Origin of the sequence: Rufibacter roseus, from assembly GCF_001647285.1 — a bacterium.
GTDB classification, from domain to species: Bacteria; Bacteroidota; Bacteroidia; order Cytophagales; family Hymenobacteraceae; genus Nibribacter; species Nibribacter roseus.
Genome location: NZ_LRML01000023.1, coordinates 12,544 through 24,841, shown reverse-complemented (window position 1 = coordinate 24,841; position 12,298 = coordinate 12,544). Strand labels below are relative to the sequence as shown.

At 44.4% G+C, this 12,298-nt stretch carries 13 protein-coding genes; 5 read left to right on the top strand and 8 right to left on the bottom strand.

What is annotated here, in order from left to right:
• Positions 1 to 96: 96 nt before the first annotated feature.
• Complete coding sequence (locus A8O23_RS20415) at positions 97 to 660, bottom strand: histidine phosphatase family protein (RefSeq protein WP_066625762.1); 564 nt, start codon at positions 658 to 660, stop codon at positions 97 to 99.
• 103 nt (positions 661 to 763) lie between these two features.
• Here A8O23_RS20415 and A8O23_RS20410 point away from each other — a divergent pair, with 103 nt between their 5' ends.
• A complete protein-coding gene (locus A8O23_RS20410) occupies positions 764 to 1,114 on the top strand; it encodes a transmembrane 220 family protein (RefSeq protein WP_066625759.1) in 351 nt (116 codons plus the stop codon).
• A 63-nt stretch (positions 1,115 to 1,177) separates the two neighbouring features.
• Here A8O23_RS20410 and A8O23_RS20405 read toward each other — a convergent pair whose 3' ends face one another.
• Positions 1,178 to 1,600, bottom strand: a complete 423-nt coding sequence (locus tag A8O23_RS20405; RefSeq protein ID WP_082883194.1) for a c-type cytochrome — start codon at positions 1,598 to 1,600, stop codon at positions 1,178 to 1,180.
• Positions 1,597 to 2,991 (bottom strand): PQQ-dependent sugar dehydrogenase, encoded by a 1,395-nt coding sequence (locus tag A8O23_RS20400; protein WP_239693465.1) that lies wholly within the window; start codon positions 2,989 to 2,991, stop codon positions 1,597 to 1,599. Before A8O23_RS20400 ends, A8O23_RS20405 begins: the two co-directional genes overlap by 4 nt.
• Before the next feature lie 405 nt (positions 2,992 to 3,396).
• Between A8O23_RS20400 and A8O23_RS20395 the strand changes: the two genes are divergently transcribed.
• Entirely contained in the window at positions 3,397 to 4,605 is a 1,209-nt protein-coding gene (locus A8O23_RS20395; protein WP_066625752.1) for an outer membrane beta-barrel protein, read from the top strand.
• A 15-nt stretch (positions 4,606 to 4,620) separates the two neighbouring features.
• Here the strand turns inward: A8O23_RS20395 and A8O23_RS20390 are convergent, their stop codons facing one another.
• The 3 genes from A8O23_RS20390 to A8O23_RS20380 form a co-directional block, all read right to left on the bottom strand.
• Complete coding sequence (locus tag A8O23_RS20390) at positions 4,621 to 5,106, bottom strand: GNAT family N-acetyltransferase (protein ID WP_161486776.1); 486 nt, start codon at positions 5,104 to 5,106, stop codon at positions 4,621 to 4,623.
• 70 nt (positions 5,107 to 5,176) lie between these two features.
• On the bottom strand, positions 5,177 to 5,701 hold the full coding sequence (gene purE / locus A8O23_RS20385) for a 5-(carboxyamino)imidazole ribonucleotide mutase (protein ID WP_066625746.1): 525 nt from the start codon (positions 5,699 to 5,701) through the stop codon (positions 5,177 to 5,179).
• Complete coding sequence (locus tag A8O23_RS20380; protein WP_066625743.1) at positions 5,698 to 6,825, bottom strand: 5-(carboxyamino)imidazole ribonucleotide synthase; 1,128 nt, start codon at positions 6,823 to 6,825, stop codon at positions 5,698 to 5,700. The genes purE and A8O23_RS20380 overlap by 4 nt, the downstream gene beginning before the upstream one ends.
• 166 nt (positions 6,826 to 6,991) lie before the next feature.
• Between A8O23_RS20380 and A8O23_RS20375 the strand changes: the two genes are divergently transcribed.
• The 3 genes from A8O23_RS20375 (at position 6,992) to hemE (ending at position 9,395) form a co-directional block, all read left to right on the top strand.
• A complete protein-coding gene (locus A8O23_RS20375; protein ID WP_153042308.1) occupies positions 6,992 to 7,495 on the top strand; it encodes a hypothetical protein in 504 nt (167 codons plus the stop codon).
• Positions 7,496 to 7,595: 100 nt separating this feature from the next.
• Positions 7,596 to 8,216: a MarC family protein gene (locus A8O23_RS20370; protein WP_066625739.1), complete on the top strand. Its 621-nt coding sequence runs from the start codon at positions 7,596 to 7,598 to the stop codon at positions 8,214 to 8,216.
• A gap of 147 nt (positions 8,217 to 8,363) precedes the next feature.
• A complete protein-coding gene (hemE, locus tag A8O23_RS20365) occupies positions 8,364 to 9,395 on the top strand; it encodes a uroporphyrinogen decarboxylase (RefSeq protein WP_066625733.1) in 1,032 nt (343 codons plus the stop codon).
• 95 nt (positions 9,396 to 9,490) lie between these two features.
• On the opposite strand, the gene A8O23_RS20360 is transcribed toward hemE, so the two are convergent.
• Complete coding sequence (locus tag A8O23_RS20360) at positions 9,491 to 10,555, bottom strand: acyltransferase family protein (protein ID WP_066625732.1); 1,065 nt, start codon at positions 10,553 to 10,555, stop codon at positions 9,491 to 9,493.
• A complete protein-coding gene (locus tag A8O23_RS20355) occupies positions 10,555 to 12,123 on the bottom strand; it encodes a phosphoethanolamine transferase (protein WP_066625731.1) in 1,569 nt (522 codons plus the stop codon). The genes A8O23_RS20360 and A8O23_RS20355 overlap by 1 nt, the downstream gene beginning before the upstream one ends.
• Positions 12,124 to 12,298 lie beyond the last annotated feature (175 nt).

The window sequence follows — 12,298 nt, the reverse complement described above, 5'->3', positions numbered from 1 at the left end:
GGACGCTTGCGCCATAGCTAAGGTACTATTGCCGTTTTTAACCCATTTACAAGAAAACAAGTCCAAAACACGGATTTGCTGCTAAGGATTATGTCTTTATTTGGTGAGAATGGTAATTCCCACATAGCCTCGGCCACCATTGCGCTTCACCTTCCAACCTTGCTTGCGAAGAGAGCGCTTAATAAACTGGTTCAAGAATCCATGGGCTACCAGTACGGCTATTCTTTCTTTTTCGGCTTCCTGGGCTAAATGGTGGGCCGCTTGGGCTGCTCGTGTTTTGGCCTGTATAAAACTCTCTATTTCTTTTTGGTTCAGCCCCAGCATCCAGAGCACTCGGCTGGTGACCTGCCACCAGGCCAGAGGGAATTTACCTATAGGTAAGCCCCAGATGCGGTTCTCGAATTCCCTGAACATTTCATCTTCCACCAGTTCCACATCATTGCCGAACAACATTTTAGCCGTTGCCTTGGCTCTGGGTAAGGTACTTGTTAAAACCTTTCTGACCTTGCCCGCGGGCAAATGTTCATCACGCTCCAAAATCTCCTCTACTTCCGCCAGGTGATAATCTTTTAAATACTGCTGCGCCTGCGCTTTACTGAAAAAACCCGATTTGTCTATGATGGGCTTGGCGTGGCGAATGAGGTAAATATAGTTAGCCATATCATCTATACGCTTCTATGAAGATGTGCATTTGCCCGACGCTTCAAAATCTTTACTTTAGCACAATCCTTTAAACCGTACTCCTTCCGAATAAAATAGCTCTATGAAACTTCGCTTCTTCTCTCTGATTTTGCTCTGCCTTATGTTTCTGGTCTTTGCGGCGCTGCAGTGGAATGACCCTGACCCAGCGGTTTGGATAGCGGTATATCTGTCGGCAGCGGTGCTGTGCGGAATGGCGAGTTGGCAAAAGCTTCCCCGCTGGGTGTTTGGTGTGGCGTTTCTTATTTTCGGAGTTGCGGGAGTTGCTATGTGGCCTCTTGTATACCAAGGAATTCTGTTTGACATGCAACGCTCTCCAGCCATTGAAGAAGCCCGGGAGTCTTTAGGGCTTTCGATTTGCGCATTCGCAATGGCACTTTGCTTTTTTCTGACTCCCCGACAGAAACACTTTTAGCTTTAGGAAAAACGCAGAAATATTAAGAATAGGCAAAGCCGTTTTTAGCCTCTTTTTGAAAAATCAGGCCAAAAACGGAAACAGTCTCTTAGCCGAAGCCACTGGTTTTGTCTTATGCCGTCGCAGCGCCTTCATATATTTCACCAGGTCATCTAATTGCTCATCTGAGATTTCATGTTCTTTGAATGAGGGCATTCTTCCAATACCCAACGCAAAGGCTCTGCTGCGAACCCTAAACCTGAGGGCAGCTCCGGGCAAGGGTACATTGTTAATAGGTGGTCCTAATCCTGCCTCTCCTGCGGGATGGCACTTCTGGCAGTTCAGCATGAAAACTTGCCGCCCATTCTCCAGTTGCTGAGATTGTAAAGCCAAAGGCCCTATGATGGGTTCGCTTCGGCGGGCACTGCCACAGCTCTGTAAGAGAAGCACACCCATACACCATATAACCAGCGTCAGGTTTATCTGAAGAAGAGATTGCTTGTTCATTTGGCGGTAGTTTTAGTTATTTTCCAGAGCACCCCCGTCTGCTGCTTGGGTGCTGGCCCTTGTTCGGTCATGGGCATCACCCCGAAGTCAACTACATACAAGGCAGTTCCGGATGGATTAAACTTTACTGCAATGGGTCTTTCCAGTCCGCCGTGCTTCATTTCTGAGGCAGGTCCGTTCGTTTTTCCTTTGTTCACGGCAAAGTCAGTGATTTCACCGGTGTTGGTGTTCACCCGCACTACTTTATACCCCACGGGCCCATAAATACGGCCAACCTCTGGTGCCATGTCGCCAAATTGGGCTATAAAAGCTTCTCCCTGAAACCCGAACTGGCTATTGCTTGAAAAGTCTAGCCCGTTCGATGAGGAATGGACGCCCAGTACCGCCACTGGTTTAGGCGGAGAGTTTGGATGCTTGGCCAAAAGAAATTTAGGATCTTTATCAGGTGTCTCGTAATCTTCTGTGTTCATAGGCTGTCCACCGGAATAGTCAGGCCAGCCGTACCACTGCCCCGGCTCAATTGCCCACAACACGTCTCCCGATCCATAGCCAGGTCGGCTACCCCGGGTGTCGTAGCCATTGTCAGTTACATAAAGTTTGTTTTCCGGAGAAAAAGCTATGCCAAATGGGTTCCTCAGTCCCCAAGCCACCAATTCCAGCGGCCCTCCCTGCAGCGGAACCCTGAAAACTGCCCCAGAGCATGGCACAGCCCCTTTAATTACTTGGTTCGGCTGACTAGGCGTACCAAAGGGCAAGTAAGCTCCGGTTATGGCTTTGTCACCTTTGGCTTCGGTTAAGGGGTTGTCTGAGGTGAAATTCTGACCGGCCAGTTCAATGTCTTTGCACGGAATATCATGGAAGGAAGGATAACGCTTAAGCCAACCGTAGTTGTAGTTATCTGGCCCCACCACGCCAGAATTGGTGGCCGTACCTTGGCCAAAGTATAAATAGCCATCCTGCCCCACTATTGGGGCATCGGTATGATGATCGCCCATGCTAGGCAAACCTTCTACCAGCACCGTAGTTTTTCCATCTTTAGCTATTCTTAATATGCGGCCGCCCTCCAGTTCACCACCTTCTGACACGTAGAAAAACCCATTGTGGTAGACTGCCCCTGTCCAGGGGCCATTTTTGTCGCCTGCGGCCACTTGGGTAGTACTGCCGTCAGCATTTATTTTAAGGAGCCTAGGTGGCAGCCATACTTCCCCGTAGGCATATCCAGATTCTGTAACATACGGAGTACCCTGCTCATCAAACGTCATACCAGTAGGATATGTCAACCCTGTGGCCACCATTTCTATGGAGTACCAAGCGGGCAAAGCAACATCAGAAGGCTTGATCAAACGAGACTGCGTAGCAAAGCTTTGTGGCCCGCCGTAGTGGCCCCTCAATTTGTAGCAGCTTGACATTAAGAAAATGACAGTGCAGAACAAGAGTAGGTGTGTAGGCTTCACCATCATTTTATGGTAATTGTTAAATAGTATGTTGTACTATAATAAGACAAAACAGTTACACGGATGACATACATGAATGCTGCAACGTCCGCTGCACATAGACAAACTGTTTTAAAAAGAATCTAAAATTATCTAGCCTTCATATCTTTAATAGAGTGCAATGGTAGATCTTTGACTGGAACAGTTCACTTTTATACCACCCAATGTTGCCTTTCACATTATTACCTGTACCATTCGCTGTAGAATCATAAAAAATGTAGCAACTTAGCTGAAACCTAACCGAGCCATCTATAAAAGATATTCACCTAAATTTTAATTACCTTTTTGCATCTAATATTTATCATGAAAAAAGCTTTACTACTGTTTGTCATCTGTTTAGTATGGGGCGGTGCGTTTGCGCAAAATGATCTCTTGCCAGGCTATATAATCAGCAATGGTGATACCATTACAGGGTTTTTACAGCAAAAGAACATCATAAAAAGTGGTATCAGTGCCTCTTTTGCTCCGTCACCCGAGACTGGTTTAACAACTTACTTACCTAATGATATACAAGGCTATGGCTTTGAAAAAGGAGATAGATTTGAATCTAAAAAGCTCATCTGGAAAGATTCTGTTCAGAGCATTTTTCTTAATGTTCTTGTCAAAGGGAAAGCCAGTCTTTATTCCCACCGGGACAATTATGGCAAGGATCATTATTATTTAATCAAATCTGATACCCTACAAGAACTCAGAATCAATAAAATCAAGCAAACTCAACCTTCTATTGGCGAAGTAACTGTTCTAGACAAAGAGTATAGGCGCATATTAAACAAAGCTTTTTTGGGATGTCCTGATTTGCTGCCTACCATCAACTATGTTAATCTGAATAGGCGTGACCTCAAAAAGGTGGTTGTGCAATACAACCAATGTGCCCATCCTGCAGAGCCATTGTTTGTACAAGAGCAGGAAAAACCAAAACTATACTTTGGTGTGGTAGCAGGTTCGCACCATTCAACTTTTGCGCTATTGCGGACACCTTCTTCTTACATGAACAACAGAAATTTGCCAGGTGGTACAAACATAGTGGCAGGGGTAACTGTAGGTTTACCACTGACTTTAGTAGGGAGAAACACCTTTTTGCAAACCGATGTTTTATATACACAGCATCAATACACTGATGCCTTAGAGCATAATTTAGGCGGCAAATATGAAATGGAAATTCAACTTAAAGCACTGAAGTTGCCTCTTTATTTTAAGCAAGAATTCTCAACTGGCAACTTTAAACCTTTCATCAACCTTGGAGTGCAAAATGCCCTTAACCTTAGCAGCAGTAATCATTATATCCATACCTCCACCCAAGAATCTAAAGAGCCTCAAGAATTCCAGTTACTTTCTGGCGAAAGACGCATTTACATGTTTGGAGTGATGGCTGGAACTGGTGTTTCGCAAAGAATAAACGGTCACAAATTTTCTTTTGAAGCCCGGTTTAATTCTTTAAATGGCATTGATGATAGTAACTCTGGCATGACGGCCATCAAAAACTTGAGTTTTCTTTTAAGCTATAGCTTTTAATTAGAAAGGGAAAGGTCAGTTAGGTTTATAAGAATTGAGCTGATAGACCTGCCGGTAAATTATTTGTACAGTTCTTTCAAAATCTAATTTCTCTAATAATTGTGGGTAAGACATGATTTGCAGAGGAACCCAACTTTTTTCAGGGGAATAAGGAGGCTGCAGATAATTGTGCTCATTTAGATAGAACCCTGCTCTTTGGTAAAACTTCACTCTTCTCTTTGCTGTTTCAGTTTCAGGCAGCTCTACCTCAAGCACAAGGGGAAGAGCTGCCTGCTCAACCCACAGACGCAACGCCGCCGCCCCTACTCCCCTGCCTCGGCAACTGGGGTTTATTGCAAAATGCTCCAGAAAAGAAAATAAGGGGAACTGCCATGTACAAAACAGTCCCACAAAGGAATTATCTACCAGTATGATCTTGAACTGATAATGTGGCTCTTGCAGCAGTCTTTGTTGTTGAAGTAATAGCCTTCTCTCTTCTGGCGGAAAGGCTTCTTCATACAACTGCCACGCCTGCTTAAATGCGGGCGTGGCAGCATCTGTAATTCTCAAGAACTGTAGCAAGAAGGTAGTGTTAATCTACATCAAGGTCACCGCGTTTCAATTGCTCTACTGAGCGCATTACTTTCTCGCGTTGGGTGGTACGGTGTTTCTCTAGAGCATCAGCAACTACGGCACTGGTAGTGCCTAGAATTTGAGCAGCCAGCAAACCGGCGTTAGCGGCACCGTTCAGGGCCACCGTGGCTACAGGAACTCCGCTAGGCATTTGCAGAATAGAGAGTATAGAATCCCAGCCGTCTATTGAGTTACTGGATTTAACGGGCACCCCAATCACGGGTAAAGTGGTAAGCGCGGCTACCATACCAGGCAAATGAGCTGCCCCCCCGGCACCGGCAATGATCACTTTCAAACCTTTTTTACGGGCGCTCTCTGCATACTCTACCATGCGGTGCGGGGTGCGGTGCGCCGACACAATGGTCAACTCAAAAGGAACTCCCAATTGCTCCAGTATATCAGCAGCGGCAGACATAACTTTGAGGTCTGACTGGCTGCCCATAATAATCCCCACCTGAGGCTGGTTCTTCTCTATTTGGCTCATGCAATAATTTTTAATCGGTTCTTAATTTGTTCCGCTTTGGCTTTCACTTCTTCCACTGTGGGGGCCAGCACCGTTAAATGTCCCATTTTGCGGTGAGGTCTAGTATATTTCTTTCCGTAAAGGTGCAAATATACGCCTGCTTCCTGTAACGTTTCGTCCAGACCTTCATATTTGGCTTCACCAGAGTATCCGGCTTCACCAAGTAAGTTCAGCATAATAGCGGGGCAATGAAATTCAGTGTCGCCTAGGGGCAGGCCCAGTATTGCCCGCAGGTGTTGCTCAAACTGAGAAGTAGCATTTGCCTTCATGGTATGGTGTCCGCTGTTATGAGGCCTTGGCGCAACTTCATTTACTAGTATCTGTCCATCGCGGGTCAGAAACATCTCTACCGCCAGCAGGCCTACCATGTCTAGGGCAGTGGTTACATGTGTTGCAATTTCAATGGCCATACGTTGCAGCTTGTACGCAATTTGTGCCGGAGCCAGCAGATAGTCTACCAAGTTATGCTCTGGGTGAAACACCAGTTCCACTACCGGAAAAGCTTTTACTTCACCATTGGCACTGCGGGCGCAGATCACAGAAATTTCTTTTTCAAAATCTACTAACTTCTCTAGTACTGAGGGTGCTTCAAATGCCTTTGGGAAATCAGCGGCAGAAGTAAGTCTTCTTACGCCATTGCCATCATACCCCCCTTTTCTGAGTTTATGAAACGCAGGTAAAAACTCTGCGTGGGCAGCAAGTTCCGTCTGGTCCTGCAGCAGTCTAAAATCTGCAGTAGGTATGGCGTTTTCCCTGTAGAACTCTTTCTGCAATCCTTTGTCCTGAATTATTTTAAGAGACTCAGGCTTCGGGTAAACCTTTACTCCTTCGGCTTGTAATTTGAAAAGCGCATCAACGTTTACGTGCTCAATTTCTATGGTAACTAAATTGCAGCCTTTCCCGAAATTGTACACAGTGTCAAAATCAAGCAGATTTCCCTGAACAAATTTTTCACACAGGTTGCGGCACGGTGCGTTTTCATCTGGGTCTAAGACAGATACGGTTAAATTGAAGTCTAACCCCGCTTGAATTAGCATACGCCCAAGTTGCCCACCGCCTAAAATACCAAGTTTAATATTGTTCATTTTAAAAGAGTAAAAATTATATTTTGCAATGTAACACCCGTGCAATATATTGCACAATATTACGTAATTACTGTAAATCATAACCTCTTAGTCTAAAAATTCGTATTGGCAGCATGCTACCTGCACCGCTCGAAGCATATCTCCCAAAAGCATTTTAGTCCAATTTATGTCAAATCCTTATCGCCTAATTCTCTTAGAGGATGATAAAGCCTTTGCTGGCATGATCTGCCAAGCGTTAGACAAACAGAATCTTTATTCTAAGCCTATCGAGTTGAGGACATTTTCTTATGATGAGTATGAGCGCCAATTCAATGAGGTGCGGAATTCAACAAGAGAAATTATTGTCTTTGGAGGTCGTGAGAGCCTTAATTTCGAACCAGATTCTTTATTACTAACAAAGCTGCTGGCTCAGCAAGTTAGAACCCATGCTTATGTGTTAGTGCCTGCTTTAATGGGTCCTAATATTTTAAAACTGTGGCACCCAGGTGTATCTGGCATTATTGAGAGAGGTGAGTCTGCCAAGACTTGGTTAGTAGCAGCTTTACAAAGATTACAACTGCGTCAGCAAACCAGAACATCTTCATCATCCCGCAGAATGGGTTCAAGCGCTGAGCAATCAGGTGGATTTTTCAGTCAGGCTAAAGCTGCGTTTTTCAGCTTCTTCGTATAAGAACATTTATTATCATCAATAATGAAGGAGGGCTAATGCCCTCTTTCTTTGTTTATAGCACTTTTAGTAGTTCTCATACATTTTCACGTATTTTAAGGCGATGGAAATTCTGCTTGCCACTTTTTCAGCTTTATTCTCAGTGGTAAACCCTTTTGGGGCCATGCCGGTTTTCCTTACCCTCACGCAAGACGACACCTCTGAAAGACGCGCCCAACAAGCTTTAAAGGCTTGTATTTTCATGGTGCTTATATTAACGGTTTTTTTTATTGCCGGTCAGGCCGTGCTTGATTTCTTTGGCCTGAGAATTCATGATCTGCGCATTGCTGGGGGCATTATGATCATGCGGGCAGGCTTTGAACTACTGCAGCCTAAAGCAGAGGAAGGCAAAAAGATTTCAAAAGAGGTGGTTGCCGAAGGGGTAGAGAAAGAAGACATCTCGTTTACCCCCCTGGCTATGCCGCTGCTTTCTGGCCCTGGTTCTATTGCAGTGGTGATAAGCCTTTTCACCAAATCACTTACCATTATTGACATGGGGTTAACCATTCTGGCCATTGTGCTGCTAGGGCTGGTTAGTTACCTCATCTTGCTGTTTTCTCCGCGCCTGGTTATGTTCATGGGCAAAGCGGGTTTGGCGGCGCTGGCCAAAATCATGGGCTTTATTGTGCTTTCTCTTGGTGTAAGTTTTATTGTAACTGCCCTGCTGGCCCTTTTCAGATCGTAACTCAAGACTCAAGACTCAAGACTCAAGACTCAAGACTCAAGACGGCAACTTGTTTTGGTACGCTCAGGTTGCGTTTTAGGGTTGTTTTTAGAAAACAGGCCCAAAAAGCGCTAACGGAGTCTTAGTATCCTTTCTTATCTTTGCCCTATGCAATTAAAGAATGACCTGTTCCTGCGTGCTGCCCTAGGCCAGCCTACTGAAAGAACTCCTGTGTGGCTTATGCGCCAGGCTGGACGAATTTTACCAGAATACCGTGCGGTTCGTGAGCGCCTCTCTGGTTTCAAAGAGTTGGTGGAGACTCCAGACCTTGCCGCCGAGGTAACCATACAACCTGTTGACTTACTGGACGTGGATGCCGCTATTATTTTCTCTGACATTCTGGTAGTACCCGAGGCCATGGGCGTAACCTATGAAATGGTGGAGAAAAGAGGTCCGCTCTTCCCGAACACCGTACAAACTGCTGCCGATGTAGAGAATGTGCGCGTAGCTGACCCATACGAGCACCTGAACTATGTGCTGGAGGCCATTAAAGTCACCAAACGTGAACTAAACGGACGTGTACCGCTGATCGGCTTTGCCGGCGCCCCCTGGACCATTTTCGCTTACATGGTAGAAGGAAGTGGCTCTAAGACGTTCTCCAAGGCACGTAAAATGCTATATACAGAGCCAGAGCTGTCACATAAATTATTGCAGAAGATTACTGCTACCACCATTGCTTATTTAAAAGCCCAAGTGGTAGCCGGTGCTGACTTAATTCAGATTTTTGATTCATGGGCGGGCATTTTGCCTCCGGCGCATTACAAAGAATTTTCATACCGCTATATCTCTGAAATCTGTAACGCCTTGCCAGAAGTACCAGTGACAGTATTTGCGAAGGGTGCCTTTTTCTCAATGCAGGACTTCACGCAGCTCAACTGCCAGGTTATCGGGTTAGACTGGAATATGGATGTAAAAGAGGCTCGCCAGATCTTCGGGGACAGCAAAACCTTGCAAGGTAATTTAGACCCTTGTGCTCTTTACAACTCTTTTGACGGTGTGAAGAAAGAAACCATTAAAATGCTGGATGCTTTCGGAAAAGGGCGCCACATTGCCAACCTTGGCCACGGCGTTTACCCAGACACAGACCCAGAGAAGGTGAAATGCTTTATTCAAACGGTTAAGGAATATAGCCAGAAATAACTCCTGTTTTCGGCCTGTTTTTATGAAAACAACGCTAAAACGGCTTCCTGCATCTGCTGCGGGAAGCCGTTCTTTTTTAAAGCCACAACAAAGTTTTAGATCGGCACCTGACCTAATGGTTTAGCAGACACAGGTTGTGTGGCTCTTTTTCCAACCAAAGCAGGAAACCACTTATTCAAAACAAATATTACCGGGTACAGCAACAAAAAACTCACGAAGCTTAAAAGTAGATTGGCGGCAAACATTTCATTCAAGCTTTCTAACGGTGTCTTGAGTACAAAATACACCACCCCCTTCACTAAGCTTATGGCCATTAAATGGAAACCTAGAATGATGATAGTGTTTCTAGAGATGAATTCCGCCACCCCATCCGCTATTCTAAGGCGACCCAATAAGACAGATACCGCAATACACATTCCTATTCCTATAAAGCCACCTATCATAAAATACGCATAGTTGTTATAGTAATGCACATGCATGTTGACTCTGCCATTTATCAAAGAAAAAGCATACACCAACAGAGCTCCAACTACTAAACAACCCGCTAAAGGAGCAGATTTGAAAGCGGAAAATTCTTTTACCTTCTCTTTATAAATGTTTCCTGCTGCGTAAAAAACTAACGCCACTAAGGCTGTATTCACGCTCCAAAACATTCTGACAGGATTGTACTGGTAGTCTATGTAACCAAGCGCCCCAAACAGCACCAAGAGCAAAAACTTTTTGTCTGTGTTCTTAAAAATGAGGTAATAGATGTTTTCCACCACAAAGAGGCATAGAATAAACCAAAGCGGAATGCAGTGAACCAACCACGGCGGACGGCCTATTCCGTAAAGAATACCTAATAATGGTTTGTACCACAGCACCGAAGCTCCGGCATCGTCTCCAAATTTTCTACCCACAAAAAGCCAGAACAAGAACGTAATCGCACTGAAAAAAAGATAAGGAACTAATAACTGCTTAGTTCTGCGCTTTATAAAGGCCAGATAGGTTACATGTTTTCTATGGCTGAACAGATACCCTGAAATGAAAAAGAACAGGGGCATGTGAAAAACATAGATAAAGTTTTGGGCAGGTGTCCATAGGGGTGTATGGGCGAGCACCACCAGGAAAATACCTATTGCTTTTGCATAGTCAACCCACAAAAACCGTTCGTTTTCCATTAATTCTTGCCCTTAAAAATGCTTAACTCTTCTTGCAGGTAAGGTGATTTGATTTCGGCGGCATCTAAGATAGAGTGAAACAAAAAGTCTGTTCGGTAAGGTTTAGCTGCATTTTCTTTCAATGCTGACACTTTTTTGGGAAATCTTTGACCGTACTTTTCAGAAACCCACACAAAGCTTGCGGCAGAATGCACCTCCGGCCGATCTGTAGCATGCAGCCAATACCCATTTTCACCCAGAGATTCCCCATGGTCTGAAAGATATATTAAGATTGCATTCTGGTCTTCAATTCTCTTTATTACCTCATGTATGAAATAGTCAGTGTACAAAACAGTGTTGTCATAAGAGTTAATCATTTCCTCGGCTGTGCAGGCAGAAATCACCCGGCTTTTCACTACTGGTGTAAACTGCTGATAAGGCTGCGTAAAATGAGAATTGTACCACCAGTGAGAGCCAACCGTATGTAAAACAAGCAACTTTTTAGGCTGCTTCTTTTGGAGCTCATTTTCTAAAAGAGGAAGTAATTCCCCATCTACCCATTTCTCAAAACTGTAAGGTGTTTTCCCTAAGTTAGCATAAGAAAGGTTCTTGGCCTCGTTCATGAAATACACATAACTCTCTGCCGATTCTTGGTTCGCTAACCAAGACGAGTAGAAACCACTCTTGTTGAAAACATTAATAAAAGATTCTTCTGTAAAGGCCCTGTTTGTATGCGCACTGTCTGCCCTGGTAAGAATATGAGGGATACTTCTGTTTGTATAAGTGTATTCTGAGTAAACGTGGGGCAGGGAAATAGCCTTCCTCTGCGACAAATGAGGCGTTGTGTTTCGGTGGTAACCATTTAGTCCTAGATGGTCTGCCCGTAAAGACTCCCCTAACACAAAAACAACGGTAAGAGAATCCACAGAACTGGAAGCACCGTCACTAATGCTATTTCTGACGCTCCTAATTTCTTCTTTTTCAGCTAAATATTTGTTTACGGTAAAAAACAGCACATAAGGGATTCTTTCAGAAACCGGCGCTTTTAACGAGCTCACCAGGAAAACAGGCAGCATAATGATACCTGCCGCAATGGCTAAATGTACTCCTTTTTGAGAAACGGAAATATTTTTAAAACGATAGACGGCAGCCCATACTGCCCCCAAGGCACAAAAAGCAGCAAACAATACAACAGACCAAGACACCAGATCAAGCGACGTTCTCAGATCATTGTCTAACGCAGCGTCTAAGATCATTGGGGTGAAGATCACATTTGCCGTTACTCTAAAATAAGCCAATACCGCACAGGCAATGGTGAGTATCGGAAAGAAAGCAGCAAATATGTATTTGTTAATTGCCAGCAGGTACAACAGGCCTGACGTAGCAAAAAGTACCACTCCCCATTGTAAAGCAATAATGAGAAAATCTAAAAAGCTGCGGTAAGGATTATTTAAAAAGTCTGCGGAAATAAAGAGTGCCCCAAATAAAAATGTGATCAGGAGCAGGAAGACGAACAGACGCAGATTACTTTTAAAAAAAGATTTAACAGCGTATAAAGCACTGTGTTTCTGGTCTACACGTGGTTCCATAAGAAATTACATTCGTACCCAACCAACCGCTTCTTCCTCTATATTTTAATCTGGTAATCTGTTGAAGATAATAATTTTAGAGGAAAACTTCACGCCGCACAGCACATTAGTTAGCGGACAATTCGTCTTTTCTAAACTAGAGTTTCCTGAATGCTACATCAACCACAAATAGCTC